An 18,722-nucleotide genomic window follows, 5' to 3' on the forward strand; every position below is an offset into this window, starting at 1 on the left:
TGCGCTCTTGTGCATGCGGCATGATTGCGGCAACAGCTTTAGGCAACAGCTTTAACCAAGAGCAATAACCAAGCCGCCATCAGAGTACGGCGCGATAAGGGAGATCTTTTCCATGAAGCATGTTTTGTCGGGCATTTTCGCTGCTGCGCTGGCGCTGAGTACAAGCGCCGTGCAGGCGCAGGACAAGCCGCCACTGAAGATCGGCGGCATTCTCGACATGTCGAGCCTCTATGCCGACATCACCGGCCCCGGCAGCGAGACCGCGGCCAAGATGGCCGTGGAGGACTTTGGCGGCGAGGTGCTCGGCCGCAAGATCCAGGTTCTGGCTGCCGACCATCAGAACAAGGCCGATCTCTCCGCCAACATCGCTCGCGACATGCTCGACAATCAGGGCGTCGAGATGATCTACGACGTCGCGGCCTCCGCGACCGCGCTCGCCGCCGGCGAGATCGCGAAAGCGCGCAACAAGATCATCATGTTCAACGGCCCGGGCTCGATCCGCCTCACCAACGAGGCCTGCGGTCCCTATACCATTCACTACGTGTTCGACACCTACGGCCAGGCCAATGTGACCGGCCTTGCGGCCGTGAAGTCCGGCCTCGACACCTGGTACTTCCTCACCGCCGACTACGCCTTCGGCCAGGATCTGGAGAAGGACACCAGCGCCGTCGTGACCAAGACCGGCGGCAAGGTGCTCGGCAGCGTGCGCCATCCGCTCAATACGTCGGATTTCTCGTCGTTCCTGCTCCAGGCCCAAGCCTCGAAGGCAAAGGTGATCGGGCTTGCGAACGCCGGCGGCGACACCGTCAACGCCATCAAGCAGGCGGCCGAGTTCGGCATCACCAAGGGCGGCCAGAAGGTCTCGCCGCTGCTCGCCTTCGTGACCGACATCGACTCGATCGGGCTGGAGACCGCGCAGGGCCTGTTGCTGGCGGAAGCCTTCTACTGGGATCTCAACGACGACACCCGCGCGTTCTCGAAGCGCTTCCAGGAACGCATGAAGCGGCCGCCGACCTCGGCGCAAGCGGGCGTCTATTCCTCCGTGACTCACTATCTGAAAGCGGTGAAGGCGGCCGGGACGACCGACGCTGCGACGGTGATGAAAGTGATGAAGGAGACGCCGATCAACGACTTCTTCGCCAAGAACGGCAAGATCCGCGAGGACGGCCGCATGTTGCACGACATGTACCTGTTCGAGGTCAAGAAGCCGTCGGAATCCAAGGGCCGCTGGGACGACTACAAGCTGCTCGCCACCGTGCCCGGCAGCGAAGCGTTCCAGTCCCTGGAGCAGTCGCGCTGCCCGTTGGTGAAGAAATAAACCTCGTCATTGCGAGGAGCGAAGCGACGAAGCAATCCAGGCTGTCTTCGCGGAAACATTTCTGGATTGCTTCGCAATGACGAGCGTCGATAGACCGAAGCAAAGAACAGCAAGGGAGACGTCCCATGAGCAACGACATGGTCCTGCAGAAGCTCGAAGGCGGGCTGCTCACCATCACCATGAACCGGCCCGAGCGGAAGAACGCGCTCAACCCGGACATGGTCGCCGGGCTGGTCGTGGCGGCACGGCGCGCGGCTGATGATCCGGAGGTGCGTGCGGTCTTGTTCAAGGGCGCGGGCGGCAGCTTCTGCGTCGGCGGCGACGTCAAGTCGATGGCCGAGGGCCGGGCGCCGCTGCCGTTCGAGGTGAAGATGGCGAACCTGCGCCGCGGCATGGAGGTGTCGCGCATCCTGCACCAGATGCCAAAACCCGTGGTGGCGCAGCTCGACGGCGCTGCCGCCGGCGCGGGTCTGTCGATGGCGCTGTCGTGCGACCTCCGCGTCGCCTCCGAATCCTGCAAGATCACCACCGCGTTCGCAAAAGTCGGCTTCTCCGGCGATTACGGCGGCACCTATTTCCTCACCCAGCTGCTCGGCAGCGCGCGGGCGCGCGAGCTCTATTTGACCTCGCCGGTGCTTTCCGCGAGGGAAGCGCATGCGATCGGCATGGTGACCAAGGTCGTGCCCGACGCCGAGATCGACGCGGCCGCGCACGAGCTCGCACTGTCGCTGGCACAGGGGCCCTCGATCGCGCTCGGCTTCATCAAGCGCAACATCAACAATGCCGAGCATCTGGCGCTGGAGGATTGCTTCGACGGCGAGGCGATCCACCACACCCGCTGCAGCGACACCGAGGATCACAAGGAGGCCGCCAAGGCGTTCGTCGAGAAGCGCAAGCCGACCTTCAAGGGCGCATGACGATGGCGCCCTATATGCGGTTGCGGCAGATCTGCCTGGTCGCGCCGCAGCTCGCGCCCGTGATCACCGATATCGCTGATATCATGGGCCTCGCTGTCTGCTACCGCGACGGCAATGTCGCAAAGTACGGCCTGGAGAACGCGCTGCTGCCGGTCGACACGATCCTGCTGGAGGTGGTCGCGCCGTTCAAGGACGGCACCACGGCCGGCCGCTTCATCGAGAAGAGCGGCGGGCGCGGCGGCTACATGGCGATCTTCTGCTGCAACGATCCCGACGAGCGCGGTCGTAACGCCAACGCGCTTGGCGTGCGCACCGCCAACGTCATTGACCACGCGCCCTATCACGGCGTGCAGCTCCATCCCCGCGACTGCCGCGCCGCCTTCATCGAGTTCAACCACACCGAAGGCAGCGACGACATTTTGGGTCCGTATCCACCGGCGGGGCCCGACTGGCAAAAATTCATCCGCAAGGACGTGACGCAGGCGTTGACGAGCGTGGAAATGCAGAGCCCGGATCCGCAAGGGCTGGCCGAGCATTGGGGCAAGATCATCGGCGTTGCGCCGAGCGGCGATGCTGAACTGAAGTTGCCCAACGCGACCTTCCGTTTCGTGAAGGGCGCCAGCGAAATCATGAGCGCGCTGGAGTTTCGGGTCGCTGATGTTGCCGGTGTGTTGCACGCCGCGAGGGCGAAGGGACATGCCGTGGCGGGCAACGAGTTCTTGCTCGGCGGGGTGACGTTCCGCGTCAGTTGAGTGCTTGGTAGTGATCCGTCACCCTGAGGTGCTCGCCTCTTGGGCGAGCCTCGAAGGGCGACGGCCACCAGCGGGGCCGCTCATCCTTCGAGGCTCCCAGCGCGATGCTAGGCATCGCGCTACTCGCACCTCAGGATGACGGATTGAGAGAGGGCGTGCGGCGCGACCCTGCCGCAATCACCTGCCCTTGAAATTCGCCGTCCGCCGCTCTTCCGTGGCTTTCACGCCTTCCTTGAAGTCTTCCGTCGCGCGCAGGCGGGTCTGCTCCTCGAGCTCGTGATTGGTCGCCGCCATGACGCGGTCGGCCAACCCCGCGCGCATCGTGGCGCGGGTGGAGACGATGCCAAGCGGGGAGCATTCGGCGATTTCGCTGGCGAGCTTCAGTGCCGCCGTCTTGACCTGGTCCTGCGGCACCAACTCGTTGGCGAGGCCCCATTTGAAGGCTTCCTCGCCGGTGACGCGGCGGCTGGTGTAGAACATCAGTTCGGCGTTGTTCTTGCCGATCAGCTCGGGCAGCGTCACGGTCAGGCCGAAGCCGGGATGGAAGCCGAGCTTGGTAAAGTTCGCGGAGAAGCGCGCTTCGGGGCAGGTGACCCGGAAGTCCGCCGAGACCGCGAGGCCCAATCCGCCACCGATGGCGGCGCCCTGCACGGCCGCGACGATCGGCTTCTTGGCGCGGAAGATGCGCACGGCCTGGATATAGAGATGGTTGATCGCCCCGAGGCTGTCGGCCGGATCGCCCTTTGCCGTCTTGTCGGCTTCGCGTGCCTCTTGCGCCTGCCGTGCCGGATCCTGGAAATTCGCGCCGGCGCAAAACGCCTTGCCCTGCGCCGACAGCACCGAGGCGCGAATCTCGATGTCGCGATCGAACTCGTCGAGCGCGTCCGCGATCTGGTTGATCAGCGAAATGTCGAAGAAGTTCAGCGGCGGGCGGCGGATCTCGATGGTGCCGACGTGACCAACTTTCTCGACGCCGATATCTTTGTAAGTGCTCATGATGTCCTCGGAGAGTTAGCGCAGACCAAGCCCGCGGGCGATGATGCCGCGCAGCACCTCGGTGGTGCCGCCCTGGATGGTGAGTTTCGGCGCGGTCTTGATCGCGAAGTCGAGCTGCCGCTCCAGCGTCTCGCGGTTGGTCGCGGTCTCCTCGACGAAGGCGGCGAGATCGCGCACGCGATGCGGCAGCTGCTGCTCCCACACCGTGCCGATGTCCTTGACGATGGACGCTTCCACGACCGGCTCCTTGCCGGCCTGCAACATGCCCGCGACCGAGACCGACATGCGCCGCATGGTGTGGAGCTGCGCCACCAGCCGGCCGATGCCTTCGGCGCTGCGCGTATCCGGATTGGGGCCGACCGCGCGAACCAGCTCGGTCAGCACGTAATAGGTCTCCAGAAAGCGCTCGGGGCCCGAGCGCTCATAAGCGAGCTCGCTGGTGGCCTGCTTCCAGGCGCCGTCGACTTCGCCGAGCACATGATCGTCGGGCACGAAGAAATCGGTGAAGACGACCTCGTTGAACTCGTACTGGCCGGTGATCTGGCCGATCGGGTTCACCTGGATGCCCGGCTGCTTCATCTTGACCAGGAACTGGGTCAGGCCGTGACGCCGGTTTTCCTTGGTCGGCTGCGAGGTCCGGAAGATCGCGATCATGTAGTCGGCGATGTGCGCCGACGAGGTCCAGATCTTGGTGCCGTTGATGAGATAGCCGCCGTCGGTCTTGGTCGCGCGCGTCTTCGCGGCGAACAGGTCCGAGCCGGAGTTCGGCTCGCTCATGCCGATCGCGAAGCAGATCTCGCCGCGGCAAATGCGCGGCAGGATGTCCATCTTGATGTGCTCTGGCGCGTATTTGATCAGCACCGGCCCGCTCTGGCGGTCGGCGACGAAGAACCGCCGCGTCGGCGCGTTGGCGACGCGCATCTCCTCCGTCACCACGTAACGTTCGAGGAAGGAGCGCTCCTGGCCCCCATATTTTTTCGGCCATGTCATGCCGAGCCAACCCTTGGCGCCGACCCGGCGGGAAAATTCCGGCGCGTCGGTGTCTTCACGGTTGGGCTTGTGCGGATCGAAGGTGCCGGCGGCGATTTCCTCCGCGAGGAAGGCGCGCACTTCCTTGCGCAACTGCTCGCATTTCTCGGGCAGGCGGATCGGATCGAAACGAAGGGCAGCGGTCATTGTTGTCTCGTCCCTTATCAGCGCGAAGCCACGAGCGGCCACAATTCGTCGGCGCCGCGGTTGGCAATGAGCTTACCGAGCTCGACGGCCCAGTGGCTTTCCGAACCGAAATCGTCGCGCCAGGCCAGCGCCCGCAACGAATAACGGTGCAGGATGTGCTCCAGGGTGAAGCCGATCGCGCCATGAACCTGATGCGCGATGGCGCCGCCCTTTTCCGCGGCTTCCGCGCAGCGGATCTTTGCCGAGGCGGCTTCGAGATAGACCGCGTCGTCGAACGACTTTGCATTGGCGATGGCGTCGGCCGCGGAGGTCGCCGCGGCAAGGGCGGCAGCCGACTCGCCGGCAAGGCGGGCGAGATTGTGCTGCACGGCCTGGAATTTCGAGATCTTCTTTTCGAACGCGACGCGCTCGTTGGAATAGCGCACGGAGATGTCGAGCATCGATTCCAGCGCGCCCGCGATCTGAAGGCTGCGCGCGACGCCGCCCATCAGCATCATTGTGGTCTGGTCAAAGCCGCTCGGGGCGGGCTTGACGGTGACGGGCTGCACCTTGTCGAGCGTGACGGTGTCGCTGTGGTCGTAGCCGACATTGAGCCCGGTCTCGATCCGGCCCTTGCTCGCATCGACCAGCGCGATCGAGGCGCCGTCCTTGCCGTGGACCAGCACTGCGAAGTGCTTTGCCGCCTTTGCGAAGGGCACGCCGCGGGCGCGGCCGGAGAGCGCGCCGTCGGCGTCGCGGGTGATGCGATCCTTGGGCGACGCCGGCAGCACCGTCATCTCCCCTTCGGGGGATGCGATCTTCGCCTGCGCCAGCAGCCAGCCCGCCAGCATGGTTTCGGCCAGGGGAACCGCGACGGCGAAACGGCCGGCGGCGTTCAGGAGCGCAAAGCCGTCGGCAAGGCTCGCGCCGGAGCCGCCGAGATCGTCCGGCACCCAGGCCAACGGCAAACCGGCTTCGCTCAGCGCCTGCCACAGCGGCGCCTGCCATGAATCCTTCTTGTCGTTGTTGACGGTCTGCGGATCGGCGAGATCGGCGAAGATTTTCTCCGCGGTCTCGACGACGATATTGTCACTCTCCGCCACAGCGTTCCCCGTGTTTTGCCATTGGCGCTTCCCGCCCCGTGGGCGGACGCGCAGGTTCTTCTTGCGCCCGATGATCCAAAAAAGCCATGGCCCTGACAAGCGCTGATCGCAGGTCAACCTGCGGCGCGGGCATGGGCGATGAGCTAATTCCGCTTAGCGGAGTTTGCTCGATTTGCAGGGCGCGGCAAACTCGCTAAACAGAATGTCGATACTCAATCAAGGGGAAGGAAATCCGGATGGCAAAGGACAGTTTGTGCGCAGTCGTGACGGGGTCCGCCTCCGGCCTGGGTGCTGCGACCGCGGAAATTCTCGCACGGAGCGGAGCGCGGCTCGTCATCAACTATTCCTCGAGCCAGAAGGAAGCGGAGGCGACCGCTGAGCTGTGCCGCAAAGCGGGCTCACCGGAAGTTCTGGTCGCGCAGGGCGACGTCTCCAAGGATGACGATTGCCGCAAGATCGTTGCGGCAACTGGCGCCTGGGGCCGGCTCGACGTGCTCGTCAACAATGCCGGCACCACCAAGCATGTCGCTCATGCCGATCTCGATGGATTGTCGGCGGAAGATTTCCAGCGCCTGTACGGCGTCAACACCATCGGCCCGTTCCAGATGGTGCGCGCGGCGCGCAGCCTGCTCGAGGCGGGCGCCAAGGCCTCTGGGCGGCCGTCCGCCGTGGTCAACATCTCCTCCGTCGCCGGCATCAGCGGCGTCGGATCGTCGATCGCATACGCCGCGAGCAAGGGCGCGCTCAACACGATGACGCTGTCGCTGTCGCGCGCGCTGGCGCCGCTGATCCGTGTCAACACGGTATGCCCGGGCTATATCGATACGCCCTGGTTCACCAAAGGCCGTGGCGAGGCGGGCGCCAAGCAGGTGCGCGACAGCGTCGTGGCCAAGGTGCCGCTGAAGGTCGCATCATCGGCGGAAGACATCGCGCAGCTCGTCTGCTTCCTGGCGATGCCGGCCTCCAGCAACATGACCGGCGAGGTCGTGCGCATGGATGCGGGGATGCATTTGGTGACGTGAGGGCGCGGCTAGCGCGGCAAATACGGGCGTCGTCCCGGCGAAGGCCGGGACCCATAACCACAAGAGGTAGTGAGGCGCGAAACCGGGAATTGCTAGTCTTCGCCAAACTGAATTCGGTGGCTATGGGTCCCGGCCTTCGCCGGGACGACACCGAGTATGTTGATAGCTCCCACTGGCGCGCTACCCCTTGATCACGCCGCTCGCCACCAGCCGGTGCCAGATGAACAGCACCACCACGGCGCCGATGGTGGCCATGATGAATCCCGCGCCCTGGTCGGGACTGTAGTGCCCGATGGCCTGGCCGATGAAGGTCGCGAGAAACGCGCCGGCGATGCCGAGGATGGTGGTGAGGATGAAGCCGCTCGGATTGTTCGGTCCCGGCGCCAGCCAACGCGCGATGAGGCCGGCGACGAAGCCGACGACGATGATCCACAACAAGCCACCCATGCTCATGTCCGTGCTTCCCTCGTTTGACTAAACTAACTCAGACTCTGCCCGCGATCTCATGCTCGGTCGGCAGCCGTCCGTCCGGCGTCAGATGATCGACCACCTGCGGCAGATACTGGCTGAGACCCGAGAGCAGCTCGTCACGCGACAAGCCGCTTTGGGCGGACAGGCTCTCGATCTGGTCGGCGCCGAGCGCATTGGCGAGATCGCCTGGTGCGATCGCCTTGTTCTCGCCCTTGCCGACCCAGGTGTTGGCAGCGTCGCCATGACCGCTCTGCTGGAGCTGGTTGAGGAGATCGCCGAGCCCGCCGCTGAGCACGCTGCCGGCCGCGCCGCCCGCGAGCAGGCCGCCAAGGCCGCCCTTCAACAGGTCACCGAGGCCGCCGCCAGCACCCGCATTCACCGGCGGGGGGAGATGCGTCGGCGTCGGTGCTGGGGACGGCTGCGGCGCGCTGCCGGTCTGGTTGCCGCTCAAATGCTTGAATGCCTTCCAGGCGAGCAGGCCAAGCAGCGCCATGGTCATGGGCGACATGCCGCCGCTGGATGAGGATTGTGAACTCGGCGTGCTTGGGCCGCGCGGGCCGTTCTGCATGCCGTTGAGGACGTCGAGCAAACCCATGGCGTTCTCCTTTGGCGCTTTCTTGCCGGTAACAAGCCCCGTTCGAAAACATATGAGGCTGTCATGACGGTTACAAGGCGATTGCGCTGCAACTGCGGGAATGGGCAGCAGGCACAGCCTCTGCTATCGAGGGCAGATCGTTAAAGGGGGCAGGCCGAGGTGATGGCGGATCGACCGATCGTGGTGGCCGGCGCAGGCGCCATCGGATGTTTCGTCGGCGGCACCTTGGCGGCTGCCGGCCGCCGCGTCGCGTTCCTGGTGCGGCCGCGGGTGAAGACCGAGATCGAGCGGTTCGGCCTGGTTCTGACCGATTTCGTCGGCTCCGAGACGAAGCTCGACCCGGGCCAACTCGCGCTGTCGGAAGATCCCGCGATCTTCCACAGTGCCGGCATCGTGCTGGTCACGGTGAAGAGCGCCGACACGGCCGGTGTCGCCGACCAGATCGCGCAGCATGCGCCGCAGGACGCCGTCATCGTCTCGCTGCAAAACGGCGTCGGCAATGTCGCGGTGCTGCGCGAGCGCCTCGGCGACCGCCGCGTGCTCGCCGGCATGGTGCCTTTCAACGTGGTCGGGATGGGCGAGGGCCGCTTCCACCGCTCGACCTCCGGCGACATTCATGTCGGCGAGGATGATGCGAGCACGGCCGCAGCGCTGTCGGTGCCGGGGCTCGCCATGCGCGCGAGCCACGACATCACCGGCGTGCAATGGGGCAAGCTGATCATCAATTTGAACAACGCGCTCAGCGCCTTGTCCGACATGCCGCTCGCCGCGCAATTGGCGAACCGCGATTGGCGAAGGCTGTTCGCCGACCAGATGGCGGAGGGGCTGGCTGCGATGAGGGCCGCGGGCATTACACCGGTCTCGGCGACGCCGATCCCGTCATCCTGGACGCCCAGCTTACTGAGACTGCCTGATCCGATTTTCAAGCTGATCCTGGGACGGACCATGAAGATCGATCCCGAGGCGCGTTCCTCAATGTGGCAGGATTTGAAGCAGGGCCGCAAGACCGAGATCGACTATCTCCAGGGCGCGATCATCGCGCTCGCCGAACAAAACAATGTCGACGTGCCGCTGTCGCGCCGCATTGTTGCGCTGATCAAAGAGGCTGAGGCCGCGGGCAAGGGCTCACCGCGGCTGACGCCGCAGCGGGTTCGCGGATAACGCATGAGTGCAGGCTGCGCGACGGGAGGAGCAACGATGAAACGTCGTCTGACGATCGGATTCGCGTTGGCCGTGCTCTGCGCCGCGTCCTCGGTCGCGGAGGCCCGGCCGCCGACGGTCATGAACTCTCCCGGCTATGACAGGCGATTGCAGGAGAGCAGGTCGCAATTGGGCAGTTCTCCGACGACAACGGCGCCTGCGAATGCACCCGTTGCGTCTCCCAAGCGCAGCAAGAAGAAGCCTCCGAACTGAGGATGTAAGCGCGGTCTCCATCACACCCGTCATTGCGAGCGCAGCGAAGCAATCAGAATCCCCACGCGGAAAGACCCTGGATTGCTTCGCTGCGCTCGCAATGACGGCGGAGACTCAGCCCTTCTTCGCCGGCTTGCTCGGCGTAGGGCTGAACAGCTTCTTGATGTCGTTCAATCCATCCGACAGCCGTGGCCATTCGCAGGAGAACGAGCCCTTGGTGCAGGGCGCGCCCTTCGGCCGCGGCCGCGCGTCGCCGATGGCGGCCTGCTGGACTTTCGGCCGCTCGACCGGCACCGGCACGCGCTCGACCTCGGTTCGCAACGCGACCCGCTGGAGCTGCTGCACCTGTTGTTCCTGCTGCTCGCGCTGCTGGCGCGCGGTGGCCTGCGCGGCTTCATTGCTGCGGCGCTGATTGGCGAGATAGGCGGTGTAGGCTTCGTCGATCTTCTTCTGCTCCTCCGGCGTCGGATTGGGGCCGGCGATATCGAAGGTGCGGTCCTGGAGGAAATCGTAATAGGAATAGCCGCCGCCTGCCTTGCGCCGGCCGGCGAATTTGGCGTTGCAGTCGGCAAGCGCAGCCGTCTTCTCGGATTTGGTCGTGGCTTTTTCGGCGGCGTCGGCGCAGGCCTCGAAGTCAACAGGCGCGCGCTTCCACCATTGTGCCTGGGCATGCGACGGCGCCAGCAGGAAAAATCCTGCTGCGGCAACCACAAGCGCCGCACGACGCGATGCAACTACGTCCGACATTCTACGAGAGCATTCCTTGCAAAACTCAACCCGAACTGAGTCGGGCTGATTTTTGCCCCTTTATGGCCGGCTTGTCACCCATGGAACCCGGGAATTTCATGACTGCGATGCTGACATTTTTTGCTTGACGTGGCGCAGGAGTCACAGCGTCACTTCATCCTGCGGTCGCCTCATTGGCGACGCCAAGAAAACGAAGTGGAAACGCCTGATGCTGCTGCCCCTGTCCGATGTGCCGCGCTGGTACGCCGAGCGCAAACCGCAAGGCACGATCGCCGTCCGTCACGGGCAGGATACGCTGACATGGAACGCGCTGGAGCGCGGCGCCAATCGGCGCGCGCGGGCGTTCATGGCCAAGGGCGTCAGGCCCGGCGACTTCGTCGCGATCGGTTTGCCAAACGGCAATGCGTTCTTCGAGACCTCGTTTGCGGTGTGGAAATGCGGGGCAACGCCGACCTCGCTGTCATGGCGGCTGCCGCGCGGCGAAGCCGCCGCGGTGCTCGATATCCTGAAGCCGGCGCTGGTGGTCGGCGGCGAAGCCGACTGGAACGCGCCGAACCGTCTGCCCGCGGATTTCGTGCCGGAAGGGTTTTCGGACGAGCCGCTCACCGCACCGGTGGCGCGCTATTGGAAAGCGATGACCAGCGGCGGATCGACCGGCCGCCCGAAGGTGATCCTCGATCACCAGCCGGCGGTGACCGACACCATCGCCGCGCCGCCGCTCAACATCCCCTTCGGGGTCTCGCTGCTCAATCCCGGTCCGCTCTACCACAACGCGCCGTTCATCGTGTCGCACTACGCGTTGTTCACCGGCGGCCAGCTCACCGGGCTTACCAGGTTCGACGCCGAGGAGACGCTGCGGCAAATCGCGCAAGAGCGCGTGCAATGGGTCAATTTCGTGCCGACCATGATGCACCGGATCTGGGCGCTGCCGGAGAGCGTGCGCAACGCCTACGACGTCTCGAGCCTTCAGACCGTGTTTCATATGGCTGCACCCATGCCGCCCTGGCTGAAGGAAAACTGGATCGCCTGGCTCGGACCTGACAGGGTCTGGGAGCTCTATGGCGGCACCGAACGCCAAGGCTCCTGCGTCATATCAGGCACGGAATGGCTGACGCATAAAGGCTCGGTCGGCAAGATCGGCGAGACGGCGAAGCTGCGTGTCATCGGCGAGGACGGCAACGACGTCGCGCCGGGCGAGACGGGCGAGATCTATTTCCTCAACAATGACGGCCAGGACGCCACCTATCACTATCTCGGCGCGGAGCCGAAGCGCCGCGCGGACAGCTGGGAATCGCTCGGCGACATCGGCCGGCTGGATGCGGAAGGCTACCTCTATCTCGGTGATCGCCTTGCCGACATGGTGTTGCGCGGTGGCGCCAACATCTATCCGGCCGAGATCGAGGCGGCGGTCTCCGAGAGTCCCGGTGTGCGCTCCTGCGTGGTGGTGGGATTGCCCGATCCGGAATTGGGCCAGCGCGTGCACGCCATCATCGAGCCGGAGGGCGATACGGATGGTCAGGCCATCGCCGACGGCATGGCGGACTTTTTGAAGGACAGGCTCAGCCGCTACAAACATCCCGAGAGTTTTGAGATCGTCAGCGTCCCGCCGCGCGATGATTCCGGTAAAGTTCGCCGCACGCTGTTGCGCGACGAGCGCGCGGCGTGGATGAAGGAGGGGCGCGCCTTCCGGATTTGGCCGGCGAAGGCGCGGGCGCACGCCGAGTAAGACAATTACGGAAGGATTTCTGGACATGACCATCACCATCGCTGCGAACAGCGTGCCGAAGCCGCCGGCCGAGATCATCGAGGGTTTTCGCGGAGCGCCGACCTCGGTCATTTCGGACAACCTCGGCCGGCTGCCGGGCGCAGTGGGGCTCAAGCCCTATCACCGAGGCGCCAAGCTGGTGGGCACGGCCTTCACGGTCCGCACCCGTCCCGGCGACAATCTCGCCATCCACCGCGCGCTCGAGCTGGTGGGCCCCGGCGACGTCATCGTGATCGATGGCGGCGGCGATGAGACCCGGGCGCTGGTCGGCGAGATCATGAAGAACATCGCGCAGTGGCGCAAAGCCGAAGGCTATGTCATCGACGGCGCGATCCGCGACGTCGCTGCGTTCGCGGCCGATGATTTTCCCTGCTACGCCCGCGCGGTGATCCACCGCGGCCCCTACAAGAACGGCCCCGGCGAGATCAACGTGCCTGTTTCGATCGGTGGCAGCGTGATCTCGCCCGGCGACATCGTCGTCGGCGACGAGGACGGCGTGGTGTCGTTTGCCGCCTCCGGTGCCGCGGCGCTGCTGGATGCCGTGCGGGCCCAGGTCGCGCGCGAGGAGGAGACACTGAAGGCGATCCGCGAGGGCCGTTATCAGGGCTCGTATGGCAAATCCTGAACAGAGAAAAAGAAGGGGAGGATGGCGTGAGCCAGAAAGAGGAATTCCACAATCTCGACGACACCGGCGACGGGCTGTTTCGCGAACTCGCGGCGGGGGTGACCACGCGCATCTTCTCCGGCGAGCAGGCGATGCTGTCGGTGGTGACGCTGGCGCCGCATGCGCAAGGCACGCTGCACCATCATCCCGAGGAGCAATGGGGCGTGCTGCTCGACGGCTCCGCCATCCGTGTCCAGGGCGATGAGGAGATTGCCGTGAAGAAGGGCGATTTCTGGCGCACGCCCGGCAACGTGCCGCACACCATGCGCGCCGGCCCCGACGGCGCTCGCGTGCTGGACATCTTTAGTCCGCCGCGGCCAGAATACAGAAAAGCGGGATCCGGTTTCGGAACGACCTAAAGCGCCAAGAGCAAAAGCCGGGCGCGAGAAAACAGGGGAGGGATAACATGACCATCACACGACGGACGCTGCTCGCAGCGCCGGCTATTCTCGCGATGACGCCGGCGTTGGCGCAGGCTTCAAAAATCACGCTGGTGGTGCCGTTTCCGCCGGGCGGATCGACCGATGCGATGGCACGGCTGCTCCAGAGTCATCTGCAAACCAGGCTCAACCGCATCGTCATCGTCGAGAACAAGTCGGGCGCCGCCGGCGCGCTCGGTGCGGCGCAGGTCGCCAAGAGCCCGCCTGATGGCTCGACGTTCCTGGTCACCTTCGATTCCCACGCGGTGATCCCCTCCATCCTCGACAAGCCGCCCGTCGATGTCGAGCGCGAGCTGATGCCGGTGTTGCTGGTCGGCACCGCGCCGTATGTGATCGCGGCCGGTGCGGGCCGTCCCTACAAGAGCTTTGCCGACGTGGTGGCGGCCTGCAAGGCGACGCCCGGCGCGGTGAAATATGCCTCCGTCGGCATCGGCACGCTCGGCCATCTCGCCATGACCGTGCTCGGCAACAAGGCCGGTGTCGAAATCATGCATGTGCCCTATCGCGGCGGCGGCCCCGCGATGAACGACGTGCTCGGCGGCCATGTCGATCTGATCGCGGGATCGGCGGCGCTGGTCTCAGCCCAACTCGGCACCAACATGCTGCGTCCGATCCTGCAACTCGGCCGCGAGCGGCTGCCGGGCCTGCCGGAGACGCCGACCGCGATCGAGGCCGGCTTTCCGGATTTCGAGACGCTGGCCTGGTGGGGCATCTTCGCGCCCACGGGCACGCCGCCGGACATTGTCGCAGCCCTCGCGACGGCGTCCAAGGAGATCCTGAGCGAGCCCGCGACCGCCGCCCAGCTCAAGGAGACGCAGCAGATGACGCTGCTGCTCGAGGATGGTCCCGCCTTCAAGACCTTCTTCGACAAGCAGGTCGCCATTTGGGGCAAAGTGGTGAAGGATAACAATATCCGGGCGTGAGGCTGTCCGGCTGGCGTTTGCATTGATCGAGGTGAGGGCTTCCGATCCCGCCTCCGCTTTGATATGAAGCCCCGGTAACCCGCTCTGCGGGTTCCGCGGTCCCGTAGCTCAGCCGGATAGAGCGACGGTTTCCTAAACCGTAGGTCGCATGTTCGAGTCATGCCGGGATCGCCAATTTTTCAGTGAGCAATCGTCGCGTTTGCCACGCTTGTCGGCGCAAAAATTGCTAGAAGCGCGAAGCTTCCTTCCTGGCCCGGACTGACTGCCGGCCCGCCTCACCGCCCCATCCGGAGACCACGATGCCCTTCGACTTGATCCTGCGCGGCGGCCGTGTGGTCGACCCGTCCCAGAAGCTCGATGCCGTGACCGATGTCGCCTTTTCCGGCGGAAAGGTCGCTGCGATCGGTAGCGGGCTCAAGGCCGATCCGGGCACCGATGTGCGCGATGTGTCACGCTACATCGTGATGCCGGGGCTGATCGATCTCCACACCCATGTCTATTGGGGCGGCACTTCTCTCGGCATCGATGCCGAGGAATTCTGCCGTCTCTCCGGCGTCACCACCGCCGTCGACACCGGCAGCGCGGGGCCGGGCAATTTCGCGGGCTTCCGCAAGCATGTGATCGAGCCGAGCCAGGTCCGCATTCTCGCTTATCTGCACGTCTCGCATGCCGGCATTTTCGGCTTCTCGCACCGGATCATGGTCGGCGAGAGCGAGGAATTGCGGCTGATGAATCCGATCGAGGCCGCCAAGGTGGCCGACGCCAACCGCGATCTCATCGTCGGCATCAAGGTGCGCGTGGGGCTGCACTCTTCGGGCACGTCGGGCGTCGTGCCGCTCGACATCGCGCTCGAGGTCGCGAACGAGGTCGGCATGCCGCTGATGGCGCATATCGATCATCCGCCGCCGAGCTACGAGGAGGTGCTGGCGCGCCTGCGCCCCGGCGACGTGCTCACCCACGCGTTCCGGCCCTTCCCCAACACGCCCGCGACCGCGCAGGGCACGGTGAAACGTGCGGTGCTCGACGCCCGCGAGCGCGGCGTGCTGTTCGACATCGGCCACGGCAAGGGCTCGTTCGCGTTCAAGACCGCGCGTGCCATGCTCGCCAACGGCTTCTATCCGGACACCATCTCGTCCGACATTCATCAGCTCTGCATCGACGGCCCGGCCTTCGACCAAGTGACGACCCTGTCGAAATTCCTGTGCATGGGCATGCCGCTGTCCGACGTCGTCGCAACCTCGACCGTCAACGCCGCGATGGCGCTGCGGCGGCCCGAACTCGGCAGCCTCAAGCCGGGCAGCGTCGGCGACGCCACGCTGATCTCAATCAAGCAAGGCCAGTTCGACTATGAGGACGTCGTCGGCGAGCACCTGATCGGTGACCGCAAGATCGTCTCCGAAGGCGTCGTGATCGGCGGCCGCTGGTGGCATCCGAATTGAGCGGCGGGCCGCTCACGACCTGCTTACAGCGACCTCGCGATCAACAGCTTCATGATCTCGTTCGTGCCGCCATAGATCTTCTGGATGCGGGAATCGATGAAGATGCGCGAGATCGGATATTCCTGCATGTAGCCGTAACCGCCGAACAGCTGGAGGCATTCGTCGGCGGTCTCGACCTGCTTCTCCGAGCACCAGTATTTCGCCATCGACGCCGTGACGGTGTCGAGGTCCTTGGCGACCAGCCGCTCGATGCACCAGTCGACGAAGACGCGCGCGATCATCGCTTCGGTCTTGCGCTCGGCGAGCTTGAAGGCGGTGTTCTGGAAATCCATCAGCGGCTTGCCGAACGCCTTTCGCTCCTTGGTGTAGTCGACGGTGAGTTTTATCGCGCGCTCCATCGCGGCGACCGCGCCGACGGCGAGCGCGAGGCGCTCCTGCGGCAATTGCTGCATCAGCTGCACGAAGCCCTGGCCTTCCTCGCCGCCGAGCAAATTGTCTGGCGGGACCGCGACGTTGTCGAAGAACAGCTCGGACGTGTCGGAGGCATGCAGGCCGATCTTGTCGAGGTTGCGCCCGCGCTTGTATCCATCCGCGCCTGAGGTTTCGACCACGATCAGCGAAATGCCCTTGGCGCCGACATCGCCGGTGCGCGCGACCACGATCACGAGATCGGCGGCCTGGCCGTTGGTGATGAAAGTCTTCTGTCCGTTGATGACGTAGGAATTGCCCTGCTTCCTGGCGGTGGTCTTGACGGCCTGCAAATCCGAGCCGGTGCCGGGCTCGGTCATGGCGATGGCGCCGACCATCTCGCCCGAGGCCATCTTCGGCAGCCAACGCTTCTTCTGCTCCTCGGAGCCGTAATTGAGGATGTAGTGGGCGACGATGGCGCTGTGCACGGAGACGCCGGTCGTCAGCTCCGGTACCGTGCTTTCGAGGTCGTCGAGCACGGCGGCGTCATAGGCGAAGGTCGCGCCGAGGCCGCCATATTCCTCCGGCACGCTCGCCAGCAGCGCGCCCATCTCGCCGAGCCCGCGCCAGGCAAAGCGGTCGACCATCTTCTGCTCGCGCCATTTTTCGGCATGCGGGGCCAGATCCTTGGCAAGGTATTTCCGGAACTGGTCGCGGAAGATTTCGAGCTCTTCGGTCATCCAGGAGGAGCGGTAGGACATGGAAACCTCGGTTGATGCAGTGTTCCGGCTTGGTAGGCCAGTCGGCAGCGGCAATTATTGTGTTTTCAGGCTGCGCCGGTGACGCTACCAAGGCGGCCGGAGTAGCGTCTGTCGGAATGGTTGATCTTGGCCGTCAAAACCAAAGAGCTCAAGCTCGACATCGAGCGCATCGGCACGGTCTCGGCGATCCTGATACAGCCGGACAATGCGCGCGCCTGTTACGTGCTGGCCCATGGTGCCGGCGCAGGGATGCGGCATGCATCCATGGACAAGATTGCGGAGGGGCTCGCTGCTCGCGGTATCGCGACTTTCCGCTTCAATTTTCCCTACATGGAGAACAAGCTGGGCCGTCCCGACCAGCCGGCAGTCGCCCATGCCACGATCCGCGCGGCAGTCGAGGAAGCCGCGCGGCTCTGCCCAGGTGTGAACCTTGTCGCGGGCGGAAAATCCTTCGGCGGGCGCATGACATCGCAGGCGCAGTCCAAGACGCCGCTGCCTGATGTCAAAGGGCTCGCCTTCCTCGGCTTTCCCCTGCACGCCGACAAGAAGCCGTCGACGGAGCGCGCCGAGCACATGGCCCGTGTCGAGATCCCGATGCTGTTCCTGCAAGGCACCCGCGACGGGCTCGCCGATCTCGGCCTCCTCAAGCCCGTCATCGCCGCTCTTGCCCCGAAAGCGACGCTGCACGAGGTCGAAGGCGGCGATCACTCCTTCGCGGTGCTCAAAAGGTCCGGCCGCAGCAATGAGGAGGCGCTTGCGGAGGTGCTTGATGCGCTGGTGGTCTGGATCGACAAGCTCGCCTGAAATCTCACGACGAATAAAGCCCTTTGTCGCGCGCTTTCTGGATCGCGAGGGCGGCGATCAGGTCGAGCGTTGGCGTGGACAGGCCGGCGGTGCGCGCGAAGGCTTGGGGCGCCTTCACCAGGACGTCGATCTCCATGGCGCGGCCGAGCTCGTAATCCTGCAGCAGCGACGGCTTGTGATTGGGGGCGGGGCCGCTGCGTGATACGCGCTTGACCTCGGGGATGAAGTGCTGGGCGATCTCGTTGGCCTCGTTCAGCATCCGCGGGATAACCTCGGCGAACGCAGGATCGTCGCGCACGCCGCGCGCGGTCTGGCCGGTGAGCAGGCACAGCACCGACAACGACATGTTGGTCAGCAGCTTTGACCAGATCGCCTCGCGGATCTCGGCGACCGGCGGCGATTCCAGCCTCGCGTCTGTGAAGACACCGCGCAGCGTCGTGATGCGCTCGCAATTGCGATCGTCGCATTCGCCGATCAGCAGGCGGTTGCGGTCCGGCGTCAGGTTCTGCACCACACCGGGCGCGATCACCTCATTGGAGGAGAAGACCACGCCGCCGACGATCCGCTCCTTCGGAATGCAGGCGCGCAAGCGCCCGCCCGGGTCGAGGAACGAGATGTCGGGCGGAGTCGGGTGTCGCGGCGGCAGGCCGATCCCGTACCACCAGGGAATGCCGTTCTGCGCGAACACGATGGCGGTGTCGTCCTGCAGCAGCGGCTTGAGACTGGAGACCAGCCCGGTCAGCGCGGTTGCCTTCAAGGTGCTGATCACGACGTCCTGGGGGCCGAGCTGGGCCGGATCGCCGGAGGCGTTCACCTTGGCGGAGACCTCGGAATCGCCGACGCGCAGCTTGAGGCCGTTGGCCCGGACCGCCTCCAGGTGGGCGCCGCGCATCACGCACGAGACCTCGTGGCCGGCGCGGGCCAGTCTGACCGCGAGATGGCTGCCGACGGCGCCCGCGCCGAAAATGCAGATGCGCATGTAATGTCCGTCCCTGATCCCTTGATGCCGCCCCGCGACAGCATGACACA

At 65.0% G+C, this 18,722-nt stretch carries 20 protein-coding genes and 1 tRNA gene; 13 read left to right on the plus strand and 8 right to left on the minus strand.

Translation table 11 applies throughout. From position 1 onward, the window contains the following. Positions 1-112 precede the first annotated feature (112 nt). The 3 genes from IVB40_RS02065 to IVB40_RS02075 all read left to right on the plus strand — a co-directional run bounded on the left by IVB40_RS02065 (position 113) and on the right by IVB40_RS02075 (position 2,987). Positions 113-1,318, plus strand: coding sequence for an ABC transporter substrate-binding protein (locus IVB40_RS02065; protein WP_247817971.1), 1,206 nt, complete (start codon positions 113-115; stop codon positions 1,316-1,318). A 125-nt stretch (positions 1,319-1,443) separates the two neighbouring features. Further along, positions 1,444-2,235, plus strand: a complete 792-nt coding sequence (locus tag IVB40_RS02070; RefSeq protein ID WP_247817972.1) for an enoyl-CoA hydratase — start codon at positions 1,444-1,446, stop codon at positions 2,233-2,235. Between the two features lie 2 nt (positions 2,236-2,237). After that, positions 2,238-2,987: a hypothetical protein gene (locus tag IVB40_RS02075; RefSeq protein ID WP_247283050.1), complete on the plus strand. Its 750-nt coding sequence runs from the start codon at positions 2,238-2,240 to the stop codon at positions 2,985-2,987. Between the two features lie 177 nt (positions 2,988-3,164). On the opposite strand, the gene IVB40_RS02080 is transcribed toward IVB40_RS02075, so the two are convergent. Genes IVB40_RS02080 through IVB40_RS02090 form a run of 3 tightly spaced genes read right to left on the minus strand, consistent with a single transcriptional unit; the run spans position 3,165 to position 6,241 of the window. After that, a complete protein-coding gene (locus IVB40_RS02080; protein WP_247817973.1) occupies positions 3,165-3,983 on the minus strand; it encodes an enoyl-CoA hydratase/isomerase family protein in 819 nt (272 codons plus the stop codon). 15 nt (positions 3,984-3,998) lie between these two features. Beyond that, on the minus strand, positions 3,999-5,159 hold the full coding sequence (locus IVB40_RS02085) for an acyl-CoA dehydrogenase family protein (RefSeq protein ID WP_008133127.1): 1,161 nt from the start codon (positions 5,157-5,159) through the stop codon (positions 3,999-4,001). A 17-nt stretch (positions 5,160-5,176) separates the two neighbouring features. Further along, complete coding sequence (locus IVB40_RS02090; protein ID WP_027567947.1) at positions 5,177-6,241, minus strand: acyl-CoA dehydrogenase family protein; 1,065 nt, start codon at positions 6,239-6,241, stop codon at positions 5,177-5,179. A gap of 236 nt (positions 6,242-6,477) precedes the next feature. Between IVB40_RS02090 and IVB40_RS02095 the strand changes: the two genes are divergently transcribed. Beyond that, positions 6,478-7,263 carry an SDR family oxidoreductase gene (locus tag IVB40_RS02095; RefSeq protein ID WP_247817974.1) on the plus strand — a complete coding sequence of 262 codons (786 nt, stop codon included), beginning with the start codon at positions 6,478-6,480 and terminating at the stop codon, positions 7,261-7,263. Positions 7,264-7,443: 180 nt separating this feature from the next. Here the strand turns inward: IVB40_RS02095 and IVB40_RS02100 are convergent, their stop codons facing one another. Beyond that, positions 7,444-7,716, minus strand: coding sequence for a GlsB/YeaQ/YmgE family stress response membrane protein (locus IVB40_RS02100; RefSeq protein ID WP_196236584.1), 273 nt, complete (start codon positions 7,714-7,716; stop codon positions 7,444-7,446). Positions 7,717-7,747: 31 nt separating this feature from the next. Continuing rightward, positions 7,748-8,329: a YidB family protein gene (locus IVB40_RS02105; RefSeq protein ID WP_247283058.1), complete on the minus strand. Its 582-nt coding sequence runs from the start codon at positions 8,327-8,329 to the stop codon at positions 7,748-7,750. Positions 8,330-8,488: 159 nt separating this feature from the next. Between IVB40_RS02105 and IVB40_RS02110 the strand changes: the two genes are divergently transcribed. Together IVB40_RS02110 and IVB40_RS02115 are read left to right on the plus strand one after the other, a co-directional pair. After that, on the plus strand, positions 8,489-9,490 hold the full coding sequence (locus IVB40_RS02110) for a 2-dehydropantoate 2-reductase (protein ID WP_247432431.1): 1,002 nt from the start codon (positions 8,489-8,491) through the stop codon (positions 9,488-9,490). Positions 9,491-9,526: 36 nt separating this feature from the next. After that, positions 9,527-9,742 (plus strand): hypothetical protein, encoded by a 216-nt coding sequence (locus tag IVB40_RS02115; RefSeq protein ID WP_247363028.1) that lies wholly within the window; start codon positions 9,527-9,529, stop codon positions 9,740-9,742. Between the two features lie 114 nt (positions 9,743-9,856). Here the strand turns inward: IVB40_RS02115 and IVB40_RS02120 are convergent, their stop codons facing one another. Then, a complete protein-coding gene (locus IVB40_RS02120; protein ID WP_007599309.1) occupies positions 9,857-10,489 on the minus strand; it encodes a hypothetical protein in 633 nt (210 codons plus the stop codon). A gap of 208 nt (positions 10,490-10,697) precedes the next feature. On the opposite strand from IVB40_RS02120, the gene IVB40_RS02125 reads away from it, so the two are divergent. The 6 genes from IVB40_RS02125 (at position 10,698) to IVB40_RS02150 (ending at position 15,720) form a co-directional block, all read left to right on the plus strand. Further along, on the plus strand, positions 10,698-12,215 hold the full coding sequence (locus tag IVB40_RS02125; RefSeq protein WP_247817975.1) for an AMP-binding protein: 1,518 nt from the start codon (positions 10,698-10,700) through the stop codon (positions 12,213-12,215). A 25-nt stretch (positions 12,216-12,240) separates the two neighbouring features. After that, complete coding sequence (locus tag IVB40_RS02130) at positions 12,241-12,879, plus strand: RraA family protein (protein ID WP_247432426.1); 639 nt, start codon at positions 12,241-12,243, stop codon at positions 12,877-12,879. Between the two features lie 26 nt (positions 12,880-12,905). Next, a complete protein-coding gene (locus tag IVB40_RS02135) occupies positions 12,906-13,277 on the plus strand; it encodes a cupin domain-containing protein (RefSeq protein WP_247432423.1) in 372 nt (123 codons plus the stop codon). Positions 13,278-13,324: 47 nt separating this feature from the next. Then, positions 13,325-14,281, plus strand: a complete 957-nt coding sequence (locus tag IVB40_RS02140; RefSeq protein ID WP_247817976.1) for a tripartite tricarboxylate transporter substrate-binding protein — start codon at positions 13,325-13,327, stop codon at positions 14,279-14,281. 97 nt (positions 14,282-14,378) lie between these two features. Continuing rightward, a tRNA-Arg gene (locus IVB40_RS02145) sits at positions 14,379-14,455 on the plus strand. Between the two features lie 125 nt (positions 14,456-14,580). Next, entirely contained in the window at positions 14,581-15,720 is a 1,140-nt protein-coding gene (locus IVB40_RS02150; RefSeq protein WP_247817977.1) for an amidohydrolase/deacetylase family metallohydrolase, read from the plus strand. Positions 15,721-15,743: 23 nt separating this feature from the next. Here IVB40_RS02150 and IVB40_RS02155 read toward each other — a convergent pair whose 3' ends face one another. Further along, positions 15,744-16,889, minus strand: coding sequence for an acyl-CoA dehydrogenase family protein (locus IVB40_RS02155; RefSeq protein ID WP_018452979.1), 1,146 nt, complete (start codon positions 16,887-16,889; stop codon positions 15,744-15,746). A gap of 126 nt (positions 16,890-17,015) precedes the next feature. Here IVB40_RS02155 and IVB40_RS02160 point away from each other — a divergent pair, with 126 nt between their 5' ends. Beyond that, positions 17,016-17,693 (plus strand): alpha/beta family hydrolase, encoded by a 678-nt coding sequence (locus IVB40_RS02160; protein WP_247817978.1) that lies wholly within the window; start codon positions 17,016-17,018, stop codon positions 17,691-17,693. A 4-nt stretch (positions 17,694-17,697) separates the two neighbouring features. Here IVB40_RS02160 and IVB40_RS02165 read toward each other — a convergent pair whose 3' ends face one another. After that, positions 17,698-18,672 (minus strand): ketopantoate reductase family protein, encoded by a 975-nt coding sequence (locus tag IVB40_RS02165; protein ID WP_027569978.1) that lies wholly within the window; start codon positions 18,670-18,672, stop codon positions 17,698-17,700. Between the last annotated feature and the right edge of the window lie 50 nt (positions 18,673-18,722).

It is taken from the genome of Bradyrhizobium sp. 40, assembly GCF_023100925.1.
Taxonomy (GTDB): domain Bacteria; phylum Pseudomonadota; class Alphaproteobacteria; order Rhizobiales; family Xanthobacteraceae; genus Bradyrhizobium.